Below are 19,309 nucleotides of genomic sequence, written 5' to 3'. Positions count from 1 at the left end.
GGTTTAGGGAATCGAATAGGGAATAGAACACCTATCAAAGTTCGCAATTTTATTACCTTCTAACTTTTATTAGTTAGGAGGTTTTTTATGTCCAAAAATAAACAGAGAACAGGGATATATGATTTGAATTACATTACAGGGAGTATACAGCTTCCAAACTTTAATGGGGCATTTCAACAGGATGACACAGAGCTAATTGCACCTCCGAAAATGATAGTGGACGTAACTGAGGTGAAGAAGGGCATCAAAGTCGTTAATGCACTACTAATCGTAAAAGAACAAATGCGGCTATGGAAGGGTAAGTAATGTGAAAAAAGCGGGTACATTAAAACCAAATTTATCAAGTTAACTATATGGAAATGTAGTAGCACTACGATCCCTGCAAACCGTAATGAATTGTGTAAATCCTTAATTCTTAACTATCTTTAATAAAATAGATTATAATTATTCATACCTGAAGGGGCTACTAAAGATTACGTCATTTACACTCAAATATAGAACAGATCAAGATAGAGGGATAATTAGATGAATTATTATATTGTAATGCAAGGGCACACCTATTTAGAAGAGAAAGAAGCGGGCATTATTTGGTCACCGCAAAAAGATAAATCTGGTAAAGTACCACACTCATGGAATCGGATGAAAGAGATATTAAAAGGGGATTGTATATTTCATTATGTACGTGGAGAGTTAGTTGCTATTAGTATCGCACAGTCAAATTATTATGAAGCTTCAAAACCAGGAGAGATGCAAAGTTATTCACAATGGGAAGATGCAGGTTATTTAGTAGATTTAAAATATCATGAGTTAGATATACCACTAAATATAAAGGCAAGTTTTGATGTGATTTTACCGCTTCTACCCATAAAGTATTCTCCTTTCCAGCAAGATGGGAATGGCAATCAAGGTTATTTATACCCATGTAATGAAACGCTCGCAATTAAATTATTAGAATTGACTAGTGACTTAAATATATATGAAGAAAATCAGGAGCAATTAGAGTTTGCAATTGGTTCTGTTGTAAGTAGAGAAAGTAATAAACTTGTACCAATCCTAGCTGAGACAGAAGCGGAAGCAAAAGTGAAAATTCGTAAAGGTCAGCAGAGATATAAAGAGGCGTTAGCTCCTTTATGGAATCATCAATGTGCATTGTGTGGCATAGATTTACCTGCAATGCTAAGAGCAAGTCATTCAAAGCCTTGGAAGGATAGCGCACATGAAGAAAGATTGGATGCTTATAACGGTTTATTGTTATGCTGTAATCATGATGCATTATATGACAAAGGCTATATTGCATTTGATGGGACAGGTAAGATTCATATCTCTGAACGGATTGATGAGGAGGATTATGTGAAGTACGGTATTCATCCTAAAATGCGCGTGAATCGCCATGAGGAAAATAAGAAGTATTTTAAATGGCATAAGAAGCATGTATTTGTATAGTAGTAATCATAAGAGAAGCTGGATTAATATGCTTCTCTTTTTGTATGTTACTAGAATAGATTTTACAAGCCTTTTTAAAAGTAATTTAAAAGTAAAATTATGAAAAAAGATGGTAATAGAAGAGCGTTCTGAAATTTTTCTATTCTTAGATATATCGTTAAAGCTTGAGGGAGTTGGCATTGACAGGATTTTTAACGTTACTAGTCTTTTGTAAAACAACCATTCCACCAAGCACTCATGAACTTGATAAAATTTTAATTATTAAATAGGCCGAAAAAATCAGTTGTTATCGTAAAAGTTATTATAAAAGCAATTAAGATAATCCGTGTTTCAAAATTTCGATAAACGACAAATGAATCGTTGTTATTCATATAAACTGTACTAAAAAAAATAGACTTATAAAAAATATTCTTCCTGACCAATCAAGTTTTTTATGTCTTTCATTAAGATGATTATAAGAAAACCATTTTTTTCTCTCGACACCTAACAATTTTCTAATTACAAATCCAAAAATACTAATTACTAACACTAACACAATTTAAAAATAGTAATAATGTTCCTATTTCATTCTTGTCAATTTATTCACCTCTCAAATCTGCTTTTTCTTAACTAGCTAAAACTTTATTCATAATAGAGAGCATATCATAGTAAATTATTAGTTGGTATAAAAATGGAAAATGTAAACTTTATAAATTAACTGATATAGCAGTGTGAATTAATAAATGTTGAGGAGCAATAAAGATCATTTCATGAAGCTTCTTTATAAATTAAAACGGCTTTCGACAGCCAAACCTTCCTTTTTATAGTATAATAAGCGTAAGTACAGCATTTGTTTGTGATGTGTAAGGGAAAGGATGATATTTGTATGGCAGAGAAAGTAGGACAATCTTTCGTACAACCAACACCTTCTGGAAAAGAAGAGCTTGGAAAAATTGAAGTAGCGGCAGAGGTTATCGAAGTTGTGGCTGGAATCGCTGTAAATGAGATCGAAGGCATTGCTGCAACACGTGGTAATATTGCGACAGGTGTCGTGGAACGTTTCGGTAAAAAAGTACACAATAAAGGCATTAAATCAGGTGTAACAGAAACGGGTGAAATCGCTATTGATGTATTTTGCTCTGTGAAATATGGATATGCCATTCCTAAGGTAGCGAAGGAGGTACAAACACAGATACGCCAAGCTATTTTTAATATGACAGCACTGGAAACAGCAGAAGTAAATGTGCATATTACAGGGATTCACTTCGAAAAAGAAGAAACTGTGGTACATGAATAAAACGAATAGGATTGCCCAAAGATGATTCATTCATCTTTGGGCAATCCTTTGTTATTTGGAAATTCATTCATAATATTGTATCGCTGTAAGTTTATAATTCAATATGCTTTGGCTTTCTCCAGAATAACGCAAGGATGACACCTAGCACTAAAACAATTGTCGCAAAGTAATAGGGATAGTTCAAATTAATATCAAACAGTATCCCGCCTAAAATAGGACCGAAAATATTACCTAGGCTTGTAAACATAGAGTTCATGCCACCAACAAACCCTTGCTCATTACCAGCAATTTTAGATAAATATGAAGTGACAGCTGGACGAATTAAATCGAAACCGACAAAAATAAAGAATGTGACAAATAAGATGGCAAAATAATGATTGACGATGGTCATAGCAAATGTTAAAACGGCTGAGAGGATTAGCGAGTAACGAATGACATTAATTTCTCCCATTTTCTTTGTCAGCCAATCAAATAGTAATAATTGTGCCAATGCACCTACAATCCCACTGCCTGTAATGATAATGGCGATATCCGAAGGCGTAAAGGCGAATTTATGATCGACGAATAAACTAAATAATGATTCGAACGCTGCTAAGCCAAATGATAGGACGAAAATAAGAATAAATGGAATGAAATAAAGCGGGCTAAATACTCGCTTTGCACTACCTAACATGGATGTTGGTGTATCTTCCTTATCTCCAGCTCGTGTTGGTTCCTTTAATAATACGAAGGAAAAGATGGCTGCTACAAGGCCAAGGACACCTGCCGCATAGAATGGTACCCGCGTACCATATTCGGCTAAAAATCCTCCAATTCCAGGACCGATTATAAAGCCTGTACTAATTGCTGCACTCATATAGCCAAGAGCTTTTGGGCGTTGAGATAGTGTAGTAATATCGGCAATATAAGCAGTGACGGCAGGCATAATGAAGGCCGCACTGACTCCACCTAGCATTCGAGAGATAAAGAGTATTTCAATGGAACGTCCTAATCCAAATAAAAACTCTGAAAGTCCAAAAATAAAAAGCCCTGCAACAATCATGACTTTGCGGCCAATATTATCGACTAGCTTACCTGCAATAGGTGACACAATCAGTTGCGTAATGGCAAAGGCTGCAACCATATACCCAACGACGGAGCCCGAAATATGAAGCTCATTCATGATGGTTGGTAAAACAGGAATGACTAAACCAATACCTAAAAAGGCAATGAATAGATTCGATAGTAAAATTGCTAATGTTATATTTTGTTTCTTGCTCATAAAGTTCTCCTTTTATTCGTTCACGATACATGAAATTGACATTCTACTAGAATATTTCCATGTAATACGATAAACCCTATAGTAACTATAGGGTCAAAAGATTTGTTTTCAATTTTAATGTTTTTTATCAGTTTGGAAATTAATGTAGAGAGTTATACATAAAGGAAGATGATATCTTATTGTTTTTTGCGAACCTTTAATTCAACAATGAATTTCTTTTCATGCTCTATAGTAAGAGTAGCTGGCATATAGAGCTCATAAACTTGGGATTCAAAAGCCTCTGACTGAGCCATCACATAATTTCTTAATTTTTCATAAAAAGAAAAATAGGTATCCGGATGGTAGATAAATGCGATACATACAAATGTACCTGCAGGTATAATTGTTTGTTCAATGTTTGACGATAGCTTCGAAAAAATACGCTCTGTTAATAGCGGGGTGAAAATAGCATCATAAATAATTGCATTCACATCTTCATAGGGAGCGAGTGGATATATACAACCATAGCGACTATTTAATACACTGCCTTCTTTCTCAATAATTTTTGTAAGGGTTGCGTAATATGTATTGGTACTAGAAGTTGGTGTTAATTTGTTAGTTGTCACTTGTAGAATAGGCATCGCTTCCTCTACCTGTATATATACCTCACCAAAGAAGGGGATATCAATTTGTTCCTGTAATTGCTTTTTGGTTTTTAATAATGTGTTTTTTACTTCATTCAATCGTGAAATTTTATCATCAATTCTTAGCTCTTGCTGTGCTAAAAAGTCAAGCAGTTCTTCAGACGTTAATTTGAGCGCCTTTTTTATATCTTCTAGTGAAATACCGATATATTTAAGTGATTTAATGATGTCTAAATAAAAAACTTGACTATCTTTATAATAGCGATAATTGGTATAAGTATCAGTGTATGCAGGCTTAAATAAATCAATCTGATCATAATAGCGTAAAGTTTGAACAGATAGATTCGACAGTTTGGCAACCTCACCGATTGTATAATAATGTTCCTTCATACTTACTTGCCTCCACTAGTAGCTAAAGAAGTTTCGGATGGCATCAAAGCGAATTTTATGCTTGCACTCTTCGCAATAAAATAGGTGAGCTTTACGTTCTTTCATTTGTTTATATTGTGCTTCACCCTCTCGGAGCTTGAATGGTTTTTTACAGCTTGTGCAAATAGCTTCATATTGCATTGTGAACACCTCTGAAGATTCTTTCAATTTTCTTTATTATAACATTTTGTGATTTAAACAATCATTTTGGAATGCTTAACATGAATTGTTAGATGCGCAAAAAGTTTCTTGAAAAAGGTTTCAGATTATTGAAAACTTGCTTGAAATCGTGTTTCTCGGGCGATTTTATGCTATTATAAACCTTAATGCCACTTAAGAAGGAGAGCTTTACATGAAACGACATGAAGCACGCGAAAAAGCGTTGCAAGTTTTGTTTCAGCTAGACAATACAGATTTAACAGTTGAAGAAGCAATGGGTCATATTAAAGGCCAACCGACAAATGTCTTCTACGAAAAAATTGTTACTGGAACAGCTGAACATTTGGAGGAAATTGATGCTACATTAGAACAGCATCTTGAAAAGTGGTCACTTGCCCGTTTACCCAAAATTGAAAGAACTGTTTTACGCCTAGCTGTATACGAGCTGTTATACATGCCAGAAACACCAAAAAGAGTAGTACTAAACGAAGCAATCGAGTTATGTAAAACATTTGGCGATGATAGTTCATCTAAATTCGTCAATGGTGTACTTTCTAAATTTACAGAACAAGAATAATGTGTTGAATTGGAAGGAGTAACGAAGGTTTATGTCAAGTGCAATTATTAATGGTAAAGAGATTGGTCAAGAAATTCGTAATGCTGTAGCAGAGCGTGTAATTCGTTTAAAAGAACAGGGGTTAACACCTGGTTTAGCGGTTGTGTTAGTTGGGGACAACCAAGCTTCAGCTACATATGTGAGAAATAAGCAAAAATCTTGTGAAGCAATTGGTATGTATTCGGAACTGATTAAATTACCAGAAGAAACGAAGCAAGAGGAATTATTAACACAAATTCAACAATTAAATCAACGTGAAGATATTCACGGTATTTTAGTACAATTACCACTTCCCAAACATATTGATGAGGATACAGTCATCGCGACAATTGCTGTCGAGAAGGATGTTGATGGCTTCTCACCTGTCAGTGTTGGGAAAATGATGCTTGGCCAAGAAACATTTTTACCTTGTACTCCTTTTGGCGTAATGAAGCTTCTTGAGTATTCAGGAATTGAAATTGCAGGAAAACATGCTGTAATCGTAGGACGTAGTCATATTGTTGGTAAGCCAATGGGACAACTACTATTGCAAAAAGATGCTACGGTTACGTATACACATTCCAAAACGCCAGATTTACCTTCATTTACAAAACAAGCGGATATATTAATTGCTGCTGTTGGACGTGCAAACTTTATTACAAAAGAGCATGTGAAAGAAGGGGCTGTTGTAATTGATGTTGGCATTAATCGTGATGACAACAATAAATTATGCGGCGACGTAAACTTTGCTGAAGTAGATGGTATAGCGTCTCATATCACCCCTGTTCCAGGCGGTGTTGGACCGATGACCATCACCATGTTACTATTCAACACTGTGCAAGCAGCTGAAAATAAGCTTGCTAATTAAATAGCCTTTTCCAGAAGTCATCTCAATATCGTGTTGAGATGACTTCTTTTATGGATCGATGCCAGAACTTTTATGCTAATTTTGACGTCTAATGTAACGTTTGGGACATACATACTTAGTAGGAGGTTTTTATGGAAAATATCGATATTGTGTTAATTGTGAAGCATATCATTATTGGCCTTGTCCAAGGGTTTACAGAACCAATTCCCGTATCGTCAAGTGGACATGTGATGATTGCCAGCGAAATACTAGGGCTTGGTGAACAAGGGTTTACGTTCGCCATTCTAACCAATACAGCGTCGTTACTTGCTATTGTTTATATTTATCGTGAGGATATAGTGCGATTGATTTCCCATTTCTTCTTGTACTTGAAAACACGTGAGAAGCGCTATAATGCTGATTTTCGTTTTGCTTTGTATATTATTATCGGTTCAATTCCGGCGGGCGTTTTAGGAGTATTATTAAGTGATGTTATTGGAGACAATGTGAGCATGACGACAATTGCACTCATGTTGTTTGTTACGGGTGCGGCATTATGGTTGATTCGTAATATGCGTGGGAAGAAAAAAGATGCAGATTTAAGTACGAAGGATGCCATTATTGTTGGGTTAGGGCAAGCAGTCGCTCTCACACCAGGTATTAGCCGATCAGGTGCTACGATTATTTCAGCTATTGCAGTAGGTATGAGACAGGATACGGCATTACGTTTCTCCTTTATGCTTTATATTCCAGTAAGCTTAGGTGGGGTTGTATTAGGAATAACTGATTTTTTAGGTGAGCCTAATAAAGGTGCGTTAGCGCTTCCATATGCAGCCACTTTTCTAGCTACACTTATTATGACGTACTTTGCCATGCGTTGGTTTATGGGCATTATGAAAAGTGGTAAACTTAGCTATTTTACGTACTACTGTTTTATTGTAGGAACATTATTATTATTATTCTATTAAAATGTAAAGTCTCATAACAACTGTTGTTATGAGACCTTCTTTTGTTATTCATTGAATAGTCAATTTCTATTAGTTAGAACGTGTATGAATATGTTATAGTTGTTTTTTGATAGATAAAAGACAGGCATTTTTTCTAGCGAAACTGCATTTAAACGCGTCAACACCAGTAAAAAATGTTATGATAGGTGTAGTTTTTGTGAAAAACTTGATCTTAGTAAAGGAGCCGAAAACATGTCCTCTGCTTCTTATTTAACTGTAAAAGCATTAACAAAATATATTAAACGAAAATTCGATGCGGACCCTCACCTACGCGAAGTGTATGTGAAAGGCGAACTATCAAATGTGAAAATTCATCAATCTGGCCATATTTACTTTACATTAAAGGATGATGGGGCAAGAATTGCTGCCACGATGTTTAAAGCGGCTGCCACGAAATTAGCATTTGAACCAAAAGAAGGTATGCAAGTATTTATTCGTGGGGATGTAAACGTTTACGAAGGCTATGGGACTTATCAGCTATATGTCCAAGAAATGCAACCGGATGGTATCGGTAGTCTATTTGTTGCCTTTAATCAATTAAAAGAACAATTACAAAAAGAAGGGCTTTTTAAATTAGATTGGAAGCAATCGATCCCAAAGTTTCCTGAAAAAATTGGTGTGCTAACATCAACAACAGGAGCAGCGATTCGAGATATTTGTACGACTTTAAAGAGACGTTACCCTCTAGCTGAAATTCTGATTTACCCTACACTCGTTCAAGGAGCACAGGCGGCACCAAATATTGTGCAAAATATTCAACGTGCCAATCAAGATGCTACGTGTCAAGTGTTGATTGTCGGACGAGGGGGAGGCTCTATCGAGGACTTATGGGCATTCAATGAAGAAATAGTAGCGAGAGCTATTTTTGAAAGTCGAATCCCTATTATTAGCGCAGTTGGTCATGAAACAGATACGACAATTGCCGACTATGTCTCTGATTTACGCGCACCTACACCAACAGCAGCCGCAGAGATGGCAGTACCAGATCAAACGGAGCTATTCCAGCGGGTACTTTCACAAAAATCTCAAATTCACCAAATGGTTAGGTCGCAACTTATGGCTGAACGACAACGTCTTAATAAGCTCCAACAGTCTTATCCATTGTCAATGCCAGAAAGACTTTATCGACCGTTTACTGAAAGATTGGCACAGCTCGAGTCAGGATTGCAAACAGCCATGCAAGTAGATTTGATGAAGAAGAGTGCACAGCTTCAACAATTACATAGTACGGTGGCACAACATTCACCAAAAAAAGCACTTGCTTTCCATCAACGGGAGCTAGAAGCGCGCATGCAACAGTTAACACGTGCTGCAACGTATTATGTAGCGAAGCAGCAACAACAATTTGAGGCAACCATTCGAACACTAGAAGCATTAAATCCACTATCCATTTTAACAAGAGGATTTACAGTCGCTTATAAAGATCAACATATGATCAAATCATCCACTGAAGTACAAGAACAGGATTATCTGACATTAGCTTTCCATGATGGGAAGGTTGTGGCTGAAGTGAAGGATATTTTGCCAAAGAATGAGGGGGAATCGTTGTGACAGAAAAGCAACAAACTTTCGCAGAGGCTATGACGGCATTGGAAGAAATAGTTCGCCAGCTAGAACAAGGCGATGTGCCATTGGAAAATGCGATTGATTTATACAAGCAAGGAATGGAGCTATCAAAGTTTTGCCATAGTAAGCTGCAACATGCTGAAGAGCAGCTAGTATCTATTGTCCAAGAGACAGGTGAAACAACAGCATTTGATCCACTAAAGGGAGAGAATTAGGAAATGAATGAGCCATTAAAGTACTTTATTGAAAGCAACATACCACAAATCGAAGAAACGATGTTTGCACTTGTTTCAAAAATTGATGCTCCAGTAGATTTAAAGGACTCCATGCTATATTCATTAAAGGCGGGCGGAAAACGTATACGACCACTTTTTGTATTAGCTGTCCTTGAGCTTTACCGAAAAAATTTACAGGATGGTTTAATTGTAGGGGCTGTCATTGAAATCATTCATACGTACTCGTTAATTCATGATGATTTACCAAGCATGGATAATGATGATTTTAGAAGAGGAAAGCCAACAAACCACAAAGTTTATGGAGAAGCACTTGCAACACTAGCTGGTGATGCATTAAACACATTGGCATTTGGTATTTTAGCGCGCATGGATGTAACGGCTGAAAAGCGTATAGAGCTTGTGCAGTTATTAAGCGTTGCCGCAGGTGCTGAAGGCATGGTTGGTGGTCAAGTACTCGATATGGAGGGTGAGCAGCGTCAGCTTGATTTAACGGAACTGGAACAAGTCCATGTTAATAAAACTGGTGCTTTATTAAGATTTAGTATTGAAGCGGGAGCAGTATTAGCAGACGCGTCTAAACAAGACCGTGCTACATTGAAGGAATATGCCCATCACATCGGCCTAGCTTTCCAAATCCAAGACGATATTTTAGATATCGAAGGGACAACAGAAGAACTAGGGAAAACGGCAGGCAAAGATGTAGCTAGTGATAAGAGTACTTATCCAGCACTTTTAACGCTAGATGGAGCGAAAGAAAAGCTTGCGGAGCATTATCAACATGCCATTAATGCACTCGATCAATTACCAATAGATGCTAGCTTGTTACGAGACTTTGCGGCATATATTGTTCATCGTAAAAACTAAGAGAAAATCAAGGCATTGAAGGAAAAGAATATGCTAGAATAGGTGGGAACGTTTACAAATTGTAAACAATGAAGTGCTCGTGCTTTTAGCATATTGATAACACTGCTATAATAGTGAAAACAAATGTGGTGAATATTTTATTGAAAAGGTGTGTGAGAAAGGTGGATTTAAATAAAATAACTAGTCCATCCTTTTTAAAAAACTTAAATAAGAAGGAGCTTGAGCAGGTAGCGCAAGAAATTCGTACCTTCTTAATCGAAAAATGTTCTGTCACAGGTGGACATATCGGGCCGAATTTAGGAGTAGTCGAGCTTACGATGATGTTGCATAAAATGTTTGACAGTCCAAAAGATAAGTTTTTGTGGGATGTTGGCCACCAAGCTTACGTGCATAAAATTTTAACAGGTCGTGCGAGTCAATTTGACACACTACGTCAGTTCAAAGGGCTTTGTGGATTTCCAAAGCGCGTGGAGAGTGAACATGATGAATGGGAAACAGGTCATAGCTCAACTTCCTTATCAGCAGCCATGGGTATGGCAGCAGCACGTGATATAAAAAAAGAACATAACTATGTAATTCCTATTATTGGGGATGGCGCTTTAACTGGCGGTATGGCGCTTGAAGCGTTAAATCATATCGGACATGCGAAAACGAATATGATTGTCATCCTAAATGATAATGAAATGTCCATTGCTCCAAATGTTGGTGCGCTTCACAGTGTTTTAGGACGTTTGCGTACTGCCAAGGAGTATTCAAAAGCCAAAGAAGAGCTCGAATCACTGATTAATAAAATTCCGGTATTAGGTGGGAAGCTTGCATCTACTGCGGAACGCTTGAAGGACAGCTTAAAATATTTAGTGGTGTCAGGGGTCTTTTTTGAAGAACTAGGCTTTAAATATCTTGGTCCTATTGATGGTCATGATTTTGAAGCATTGGAAATGACATTATCCCATGCAAAAAAAGTGAAAGGGCCAGTCCTGGTTCACGTGATTACGAAAAAAGGGAAGGGCTATAAACCTGCTGAAGACGATACAATTGGTAATTGGCATGGAACAGGTCCTTATAAAATTGAAAATGGTGCCTTTGTTAAGTCAGAGACAAAAGGCCCAGCATGGAGTAGTTTAATTGCAGAAACTGTTCGTAAAATTGCTCATGAAGATGAGCGAATCGTGACGATCACACCTGCTATGCCTGTCGGGTCAAAATTACAAGGTATTCAACAGGATTTTCCAAATCGTTTCTTTGACGTGGGGATTGCTGAGCAGCATGCAGCAACAATGGCAGCAGGTTTAGCTACACAAAATATGAAGCCATTTTTAGCGATTTATTCCACATTCCTACAACGTGCTTATGACCAAGTTTTACATGATATTGCACGTCCGAATCTAAATGTCTTTATCGGTATTGATCGTGCTGGTTTAGTTGGGGCAGACGGGGAAACACATCAGGGCGTATTTGATATCGCTTTCCTTCGTCATATTCCAAACATGACGATCATGATGCCTAAGGATGAGAATGAGGGGCAGCATATGGTGAAAACAGCTATTGAGTATGATGGAGGTCCAATTGCGTTACGTTATCCACGTGGTAATGGGATTGGTGTACCACTAGATGATGAGCTTGTGGCATTACCAATTGGTAGCTGGGAAGTTTTACGAGAAGGAAAAGACGCTTCCATTTTAACATTTGGCACAACGATTCCGATGGCCATGCAAGCAGCAGACATGTTAGCACAGCAAGGTATTGATATTGAGGTGGTCAATGCACGCTTTATCAAACCAATGGATAAGGATATGCTACATCGAATTTTATCTAATCATAAACCGATTTTAACGATTGAAGAAGCGGTTCTAAAAGGTGGATTTGGCAGCGGCGTATTAGAATTTGCTCATGACCATGGCTATCTTAATGCAATTGTTGATCGTATGGGTATTCCAGATCAATATATCGAGCATGGTAATGTCGATCAGCTGCTTGAAGAAATTCATATGACAGCAGAGGATGCGGTAGCGCGTATGCAGGTATTACTTCAACAAAAACAGCAAGTAGGTTTGAATAAATAATGACAAAACAACCAAAAGAACGCGTGGATATTTTACTAGTAGAGCGTGGATTATGTGAAACAAGAGAAAAAGCAAAACGTTCCATTATGGCAGGACTTGTTTTTTCAAATGAAATACGTATCGATAAAGCAGGAGAAAAAATTGCTATCGATTCCCCTCTACAAGTAAAAGGCTCCGATTTAAAATATGTTAGTCGTGGTGGTCTGAAGCTTGAAAAGGCCCTACAAATTTTTGATATGTCTGTAGAAGGGAAGCTGATGCTTGACATTGGCTCCTCTACAGGTGGATTTACAGATTGTGCGTTGCAGCATGGAGCAAGACATTGCTATGCGCTGGATGTTGGCTCCAATCAATTAGCATGGAAAATTCGGTCGGATGAACGTGTGACTGTCATGGAAAAAACTAATTTCCGATATACTACGGCGGCAGATTTATCTGAAGGGTTACCTGATTTTGCAACAATAGATGTTAGTTTTATTTCTTTATCATTAATTTTACCGGTGTTAAAGACATTATTGCTACCAGGTGGTGATGTCATGGCATTGGTGAAGCCGCAGTTTGAAGCGGGAAAAGATAAGGTTGGAAAAAAAGGTATCGTTCGTGATAAAAAAGTCCATCTTGAAGTATTAGAAAAAACGGCAGCCATGGCCACAGAAGTTGGATTTGTGGTGAAGGATGCTTCTTATTCCCCGATAACAGGTGGAGAAGGAAATATTGAATTTTTATTCCATTTAGTGAATCCTGTTGGAGAAGAAGACATTCCTGCATATACAGCTTTTAATGCACTCGTAGAAGAAGCGCATAATTCTTTAAAATAACACGTGCTCGCTTATAGAGCCGTGTTTTTTCTTGTGCTTTTTTGTTGAAAATGGTAGTGTGATTATACACATAATTAATTATTTATTAGAGGTGGCTATGATGAATAAAGGACAACGACATATACGGATTCGGGATATTATTGCTAATCATGAAATTGAAACACAAGATGATTTAGTCGATTTTCTAAAAGATGCAGGCTATAATGTGACACAAGCTACGGTATCCCGTGATATCAAAGAGCTACATTTGGTGAAAGTACCATTACAGGACGGCCGCTATAAGTATAGCTTGCCCGCAGATCAAAGATTTAACCCAGTACAAAAATTACATCGCGCATTAGCGGATGCCTTTATCAGCATTGATGGAGCTTCGCACTTTTTAGTGATGAAAGCTCTTCCTGGAAATGCGAATGCGATTGCATCCTTATTAGACCATTTAGATTGGCCAGAAATTTTAGGTACAATTTCTGGAGACGATACCATTTTAATTATTTGTCGAGATGAAAACGAGCGGGAAAATACAAAAAATCGCTTACTAGACATGCTTTAAAAAATGGGGAAATGGATTCAGAGGTGACAATTAGTGTTAAGAGAGCTTAGTATCCGAAACTTTGCTATCATTGAGGATTTGACTGTAAGTTTTTCAGAAGGATTGACAGTGCTAACTGGGGAAACTGGTGCTGGTAAATCAATTATCATTGATGCTGTTCATTTACTTGCTGGTGGGCGGGGAAATACTGAATTTATTCGTCATGGAGCAAGGAAAGCAGAATTAGGTGGTTTATTTCAAATCTCGAATTCCACGCATCCAGTGCTGAAAAAATTAGAAGAAGCAGGCATTGAAATTGAAGAAGATACAGTTATTTTACGTCGTGATTTAAATGATTCTGGGAAAAGTATTTGCCGTGTAAATGGTAAACTTGTGCCATTATCAGTGCTGAGGGAAATTGGTGCGAGTCTTATTGATATTCATGGCCAACATGAAAATCAAGAGCTGATGGATGAAAAACAACATATCAATTTACTCGACCAGTTTGCAGAAGAACAGCTGTTGCCTATTCAAAAAACATACAGCGAACAATATGAAGAATATCGAATGCTGAAAAAGGACCTGGCTTCAATTTCTATTGATGAACAATTGATGGCACAACGCATTGATTTGTATCAATTTCAAATAAATGAGCTAGAAGAAGCCAATTTAAGGCTAGGTGAGGAAGATGAGCTTCTTGATGAACGCCGTCGACTCATGAATTACAATAAAATTTTTGAGCGCTCTAGTGCTGCCTATGAGGCTATTCAGGGAGAATCAAAAGGTCTTGATTGGATTGGTAATGCAATGGGAGCTTTGGACGATGCAGCAACAGTGGATGAACAATTCAAAGAAGCTTCCGAGGCAGTGACAACGGCATTTTATGCGCTACAAGATGCGGCTTATCAGGTCAAAAATGTATTAGATGAGTTAGAGTTTGATCCAGCACGTTTAAATGAGGTGGAGCAACGGTTAGCTTTATTCCAAAATTTAAAACGCAAATATGGTTCGACAGTGGAGGACATTTTAGCGTATTTTGAAAAAATAAAAATAGAGTTAAATGAACTGCTCAATCGCGATGAAATTTTGCAGGTGAAAGAGCGAAGAGTGCTTGAAATGGAATCGGTGCTCAATGAGCTTGCTGCAGAACTTTCAACTGTGCGTAAAGCTGCTGCCCAACAGTTAAGTGAAGCCATTATGGCAGAGTTACGTGAATTACATATGGAAAAAGCTAAATTCATTGTCAATTTTGAAGAATTGTCATATTTCGATGCAAATGGAAAAGATCAAATTGTTTTCTATATTTCTACCAATGTTGGAGAACCACCAAAGTCCTTACCGAAAATTGCTTCGGGAGGAGAGTTATCACGAATGATGCTGGCGCTGAAAACCATTTTCTCTTCTTCGAATGGTATTACATCCATCATTTTTGATGAAGTGGACACAGGTGTTAGTGGAAGAGTAGCGCAGGCCATTGCAGAAAAAATTGCTGCAGTATCCATTAATTCTCAAGTGCTTTGCATTTCACACTTACCTCAAGTTGCAGCAATGGCTGATCATCATTACTTTATAAAAAAAGAAGTCGAACATGATCGAACATTTACTTCTTTATCAGAAATTGATCAGAAGGCACGGATTGAAGAAGTCAGCCGTATGATGTCTGGAACAGAAATTACTGCTTTAACGCTACAGCATGCAACAGAGTTATTAACCATGGCAGAAGAACGTAAAAAACAAATGCGTTAAGCATATTCCAGAAACAGTTGTTGATACTGTTTCTGGTTTTTTTCTTTTTGCACAAATATTTACCGCTTATAAGAATGCCACAACAACACATAGTAAAAAGACAAAAATGAAAAGGAGGTGTCGTATGAATCGTCGTTGGCGTCAATTAGTCATTTTGCCTATGCTCATCTTTTTGTTAGTGTTGCCTATACAAGCTTTAGCCGCCAAAAAGCTTATACCGATGGGAGAAGCCATTGGAATCCAACTTCAATTATCGCATGTGTTTGTAGCGCATGATGTACTGTTAGCTTCCAATCAGTGGATGAAAGGCGGCGCAGTGATTGAAAAAATTAATGATATACCTGTAAAATCGCTGGCAGATGCCAAACAAGCTATGGCTAAAGAAGGCCAACAGAAATGGACGATCAATAATGACGGAAAACAAGTTACACTTGAATTACAAAATCAAGAAGCAGAGCACATCATATCCTTTTTAAAAGATGAAACAGATGGAGTAGGAACACTGACTTATATTGATCCAGAGACAAAAAACTATGGCGCACTAGGTCATCAAATTGTTGATTCAACCCTACAAGAAGCCCCTGTATTTAGAGCTGGCTCCATTTTTTTAGCTTCCATTCAACAAATCCGTAAAAGTATGCCTGGCCAACCGGGATACAAAATCTCCTCCATTGAAAAACATCAGGAACGTTTAGGGAGTATAGATAAAAATACTGTTTATGGAATTTTTGGCCGTTGGGAAGAAGGCTATCCACAAAGATTACCCAAAGCGATTGAAATTATGCATGAAAAGGATATAAAAACGGGGAAAGCGGAAATATATACGGCGATTGAAGGCCGTAAAGTCGAAACTTTTTCCATTGAAATAACAAAGGTTGAAAATGAACGACTTGAATTTATAGTATCTGACGAAAAGCTCATTGAAAAAACGGGTGGAATTTTGCAAGGAATGAGTGGCAGTCCTATCATTCAAGACGGTCGGTTTGTCGGTGCTGTGACACATATGTTTGTGGAGGAGCCGAAAAAGGGAGCAGCTCTAACGGTAGCTGAAATGTTAAGAAAGTCTTCCTAAAAAGAGGGATGGCATTTGGTAAAAATCCGCATTTTCCGCAGGCAGAACAGGTGCCGCTGGAGACTTGCGGATTTTTACCTTTATGTTAAAAAGGCCTTGAATTCAACAAGTATTTCTCATAATAACCTTAAGGAGTCATGATATTTAAAAAAACTGTAGTTTTATCTTATTTTTTTATCTAAAATAGGTAATAAGAGCATTTCGACAGTTTGCCATTATTTAGCGCAACTTGTCGATATTAAAAGAAAGTATCGGACTACATACTCATTTTTGGAAATGAAAAAGGTTTTTAAACAAAAATGTCGAAAATTCCACAGTGTGCCAAAAACGGCATTTAGGGGTTAGGTTAACGCTTTGGAGTGTTCAAAGCAAGTCCAGAAGGAGGAATTGAAATGACAAAGGTAAAAGTAGCGATTGCAGATGATAATCGTGAGTTATTAAAAACAATGGAGCAATATTTCCAGGGACATGCCGAAATAGAAATTATTGCGACAGCTTCAAATGGAAAAATTTGTCTACAAATGCTTGAGGAATTTACACCTGATATTTTACTTCTAGATATAATTATGCCTCATCTTGACGGCTTAGCTGTTTTAGAATCGATGTATCAAAATGAGAAAATGTCATCAGTCCAAGTAATTATGTTAACAGCCTTTGGCCAAGAAGATGTCATGAAGCAGGCTGTAGATTTAGGGGCTTCCTATTTCATGCTAAAGCCATTTGAATTTGACCAATTGGTACAAAAGATTTTACACTGTGCTGGACAGAAGGCGACACTTCCTAAAAAGACAAGCGTTTTACAACCAACAGTGCCTCAAAAATTAAATCAGCATCAATTAGACAGCACAATTACAGCCATCATTAAAGAAATTGGTGTACCTGCGCATATTAAAGGGTACTCTTATTTGCGCGAAGCCATTCAAATGGTATTCGAAGATATTGAATTATTAGGATCTGTGACAAAAATTTTATATCCGGAAATTGCAAAAAAATTCAACACAACACCATCACGCGTTGAACGTGCTATTCGTCATGCTATTGAAGTGGCATGGAATCGTGGCAATTATGAATCCATTTCGTCGATGTTTGGTTACACAGTCCATCATTTGAAATCCAAGCCGACGAATAGTGAGTTCATTGCTATGATAGCAGACAAAATCCGTATCGACATGATGGCTAGCTAAACGTACAGCTTTTAGCAATAAATGATAGAAAAACTGAAATAGCAATTATACTTCGAGTTTTTATAACGCCATTTTTAGACAGTGGAATCACTGTTTAGAAGGGCGTATTTTTTTATGCCTTAATCCCTTACTATAAAAATATTTCAAAAAAATTGGTTTGATGGTAATCTTATCTTATAGGGGTGATACTAATGTAATGCAATTTAGGTTTAGATATTAGTATTAAAGGGTGGATTCTAGAATAAAATGTGGAGGTATACATATGAGAAAAGTGTTATGTTCATTGTTTTTTGTATTAATTTTGTCTATTCTTTCATTTAATAGTTCAGAAGTGAATGCTGCAGAAAAGGTTTCAAATCGTGCCGAATCAATTGTTGAAATTGGGAAGCTTTTAGGATTGGATGGTACTCAAAGAGCAACACAATTTAAAGATGTTCCGAAAAGTCACTACGCAAGTGGTTATATCCAATCAGCAGTTGATAAAGGAATTGTAAGTGGATATTCTGATGGTACATTCAAGCCCTCGCAAGAATTAACTAGAGCACATATTGCGATTTTTATTTCAAGAGCTTTTGGTTCAAAATTACCTACAGGGAATGCTACGTTTAAAGATGTCCCTCGAGAAAATAGTGCATATAATGCGATTCAACAATTAGTAGCTGCTGGTATAACAGCTGGTTATTCTGATGGTACATTTAAGCCTAATAATAAATTGACTCAAACGCACCTAAAAGCTTTTATAAATAGAACAGAGCAATATATAAAATCTGGTAAAGTTTCTAGTAATCCAAATACATCCAACACCAGCAGAGGAAACGGTGCTATAAAGGGTACGGTTGTTTGGAAGTATAACGACTTCATTGGTACTTTAGGAGATACAGGTGCTACAGTTTATCTATTTTCAACAACTGCAACATATCCAAGTTACACTAAACAAGAATTATTCGATTGGCTTGATAATAAAACTGAGTTGAAAAATGTATATAGAACTTTAGTAGATAAGAATGGGAATTATAGTATTAATAGTATTCCCTCTGGAAATTATATCGCAGTAATCTCATCGAAAAATGCAAAACGGAATATTTCTGAACCTTTAAATTCGCATAGTCAGCTTAAATCTATATTTGGTAATTATAATTATAAAGTTTTTGAAGATAACACAATGTTCCTTTATAAACATCAAATTAAAAACATAGAAATTACGAATAATACAACAGTAGATTTTAGTAATGACTTTGGTTATACTGCTTGGTAATACTTCCTTTTCTACCCTGTTTTTTTGGGGTAGTTTTTTATTACATACGGTTAGATGAAATAACTAGAAGCAGGTGATTCAAATGAAAAGTGTCAATTTTCAATTAGATGGAATGAATTCAATAGAAATTATACAAATAGATGAACAATTATTTGAAGTCCGTCTCGTAGTAGACGGTAAAATAAATATGCGATATATGACTAAGGAAGAATTAGAACAACTTGGTTCGACCTTCCAAATTGGAAATATAAAGAGTTATCTTGAATAAAGAGCCTTAATATCTGAAAATTTTATAGTTCTAAAGACCTTTTATTATTTATTTTTTATGACGATCCC

Annotated in this window: 21 protein-coding genes; 17 read left to right on the top strand and 4 right to left on the bottom strand. The window is 36.8% G+C overall.

The window, feature by feature from the left end; translation table 11 throughout:
• Positions 1 to 87: 87 nt before the first annotated feature.
• Together AC3CH7_RS10575 and AC3CH7_RS10570 are read left to right on the top strand one after the other, a co-directional pair.
• Positions 88 to 306: a hypothetical protein gene (locus AC3CH7_RS10575; protein ID WP_332289683.1), complete on the top strand. Its 219-nt coding sequence runs from the start codon at positions 88 to 90 to the stop codon at positions 304 to 306.
• A gap of 219 nt (positions 307 to 525) precedes the next feature.
• Positions 526 to 1,443, top strand: a complete 918-nt coding sequence (locus AC3CH7_RS10570; RefSeq protein WP_332289685.1) for an HNH endonuclease — start codon at positions 526 to 528, stop codon at positions 1,441 to 1,443.
• A 367-nt stretch (positions 1,444 to 1,810) separates the two neighbouring features.
• Here the strand turns inward: AC3CH7_RS10570 and AC3CH7_RS10565 are convergent, their stop codons facing one another.
• Positions 1,811 to 1,972 (bottom strand): DUF4181 domain-containing protein, encoded by a 162-nt coding sequence (locus AC3CH7_RS10565; RefSeq protein ID WP_488381734.1) that lies wholly within the window; start codon positions 1,970 to 1,972, stop codon positions 1,811 to 1,813.
• A 336-nt stretch (positions 1,973 to 2,308) separates the two neighbouring features.
• Between AC3CH7_RS10565 and AC3CH7_RS10560 the strand changes: the two genes are divergently transcribed.
• A complete protein-coding gene (locus AC3CH7_RS10560; RefSeq protein WP_031417403.1) occupies positions 2,309 to 2,719 on the top strand; it encodes an Asp23/Gls24 family envelope stress response protein in 411 nt (136 codons plus the stop codon).
• A gap of 91 nt (positions 2,720 to 2,810) precedes the next feature.
• On the opposite strand, the gene AC3CH7_RS10555 is transcribed toward AC3CH7_RS10560, so the two are convergent.
• From AC3CH7_RS10555 to AC3CH7_RS10545, 3 genes are all read right to left on the bottom strand, one after another.
• Positions 2,811 to 3,980: an MFS transporter gene (locus AC3CH7_RS10555; RefSeq protein ID WP_031417405.1), complete on the bottom strand. Its 1,170-nt coding sequence runs from the start codon at positions 3,978 to 3,980 to the stop codon at positions 2,811 to 2,813.
• A 176-nt stretch (positions 3,981 to 4,156) separates the two neighbouring features.
• Entirely contained in the window at positions 4,157 to 4,993 is an 837-nt protein-coding gene (locus AC3CH7_RS10550) for a MerR family transcriptional regulator (protein ID WP_036164103.1), read from the bottom strand.
• 15 nt (positions 4,994 to 5,008) lie between these two features.
• Positions 5,009 to 5,173 (bottom strand): DUF2197 domain-containing protein, encoded by a 165-nt coding sequence (locus AC3CH7_RS10545; protein ID WP_012295063.1) that lies wholly within the window; start codon positions 5,171 to 5,173, stop codon positions 5,009 to 5,011.
• 211 nt (positions 5,174 to 5,384) lie between these two features.
• Between AC3CH7_RS10545 and nusB the strand changes: the two genes are divergently transcribed.
• The 14 genes from nusB (at position 5,385) to AC3CH7_RS10475 (ending at position 19,241) form a co-directional block, all read left to right on the top strand.
• Complete coding sequence (gene nusB / locus AC3CH7_RS10540) at positions 5,385 to 5,768, top strand: transcription antitermination factor NusB (protein ID WP_012295062.1); 384 nt, start codon at positions 5,385 to 5,387, stop codon at positions 5,766 to 5,768.
• Positions 5,769 to 5,799: 31 nt separating this feature from the next.
• The gene (gene folD, locus AC3CH7_RS10535; RefSeq protein WP_012295061.1) at positions 5,800 to 6,654 is read left to right on the top strand and encodes a bifunctional methylenetetrahydrofolate dehydrogenase/methenyltetrahydrofolate cyclohydrolase FolD; all 855 of its coding nucleotides are present in this window, start codon (positions 5,800 to 5,802) and stop codon (positions 6,652 to 6,654) included.
• Between the two features lie 131 nt (positions 6,655 to 6,785).
• Positions 6,786 to 7,601, top strand: a complete 816-nt coding sequence (locus tag AC3CH7_RS10530) for an undecaprenyl-diphosphate phosphatase (protein WP_012295060.1) — start codon at positions 6,786 to 6,788, stop codon at positions 7,599 to 7,601.
• Positions 7,602 to 7,832: 231 nt separating this feature from the next.
• Positions 7,833 to 9,191 (top strand): exodeoxyribonuclease VII large subunit, encoded by a 1,359-nt coding sequence (gene xseA, locus AC3CH7_RS10525; RefSeq protein ID WP_031417408.1) that lies wholly within the window; start codon positions 7,833 to 7,835, stop codon positions 9,189 to 9,191.
• Positions 9,188 to 9,421: an exodeoxyribonuclease VII small subunit gene (gene xseB, locus AC3CH7_RS10520; protein WP_008179899.1), complete on the top strand. Its 234-nt coding sequence runs from the start codon at positions 9,188 to 9,190 to the stop codon at positions 9,419 to 9,421. The genes xseA and xseB overlap by 4 nt, the downstream gene beginning before the upstream one ends.
• Positions 9,422 to 9,424: 3 nt before the next feature.
• Complete coding sequence (locus AC3CH7_RS10515) at positions 9,425 to 10,306, top strand: polyprenyl synthetase family protein (RefSeq protein WP_012295058.1); 882 nt, start codon at positions 9,425 to 9,427, stop codon at positions 10,304 to 10,306.
• Between the two features lie 161 nt (positions 10,307 to 10,467).
• Positions 10,468 to 12,369: a 1-deoxy-D-xylulose-5-phosphate synthase gene (gene dxs / locus AC3CH7_RS10510; RefSeq protein WP_012295057.1), complete on the top strand. Its 1,902-nt coding sequence runs from the start codon at positions 10,468 to 10,470 to the stop codon at positions 12,367 to 12,369.
• Complete coding sequence (locus tag AC3CH7_RS10505; RefSeq protein WP_012295056.1) at positions 12,369 to 13,187, top strand: TlyA family RNA methyltransferase; 819 nt, start codon at positions 12,369 to 12,371, stop codon at positions 13,185 to 13,187. The genes dxs and AC3CH7_RS10505 overlap by 1 nt, the downstream gene beginning before the upstream one ends.
• A 100-nt stretch (positions 13,188 to 13,287) precedes the next feature.
• Positions 13,288 to 13,737: a transcriptional regulator AhrC/ArgR gene (gene ahrC / locus AC3CH7_RS10500; protein WP_031417410.1), complete on the top strand. Its 450-nt coding sequence runs from the start codon at positions 13,288 to 13,290 to the stop codon at positions 13,735 to 13,737.
• Positions 13,738 to 13,770: 33 nt separating this feature from the next.
• Positions 13,771 to 15,462 carry a DNA repair protein RecN gene (gene recN / locus AC3CH7_RS10495; protein WP_488381733.1) on the top strand — a complete coding sequence of 564 codons (1,692 nt, stop codon included), beginning with the start codon at positions 13,771 to 13,773 and terminating at the stop codon, positions 15,460 to 15,462.
• A gap of 124 nt (positions 15,463 to 15,586) precedes the next feature.
• Positions 15,587 to 16,534, top strand: coding sequence for a SpoIVB peptidase S55 domain-containing protein (locus tag AC3CH7_RS10490; RefSeq protein WP_031417413.1), 948 nt, complete (start codon positions 15,587 to 15,589; stop codon positions 16,532 to 16,534).
• A 392-nt stretch (positions 16,535 to 16,926) separates the two neighbouring features.
• Positions 16,927 to 17,718: a sporulation transcription factor Spo0A gene (gene spo0A / locus AC3CH7_RS10485; RefSeq protein WP_031417414.1), complete on the top strand. Its 792-nt coding sequence runs from the start codon at positions 16,927 to 16,929 to the stop codon at positions 17,716 to 17,718.
• Between the two features lie 262 nt (positions 17,719 to 17,980).
• Complete coding sequence (locus AC3CH7_RS10480) at positions 17,981 to 18,973, top strand: S-layer homology domain-containing protein (RefSeq protein WP_031417416.1); 993 nt, start codon at positions 17,981 to 17,983, stop codon at positions 18,971 to 18,973.
• Positions 18,974 to 19,055: 82 nt separating this feature from the next.
• Entirely contained in the window at positions 19,056 to 19,241 is a 186-nt protein-coding gene (locus AC3CH7_RS10475; protein ID WP_031417418.1) for a hypothetical protein, read from the top strand.
• Positions 19,242 to 19,309 lie beyond the last annotated feature (68 nt).

The organism is Lysinibacillus sp. F12, from assembly GCF_057773605.1.
The sequence above is the reverse complement of the archived record's forward strand: the minus strand, read 5'-3'. Positions and strand labels throughout refer to the sequence as shown.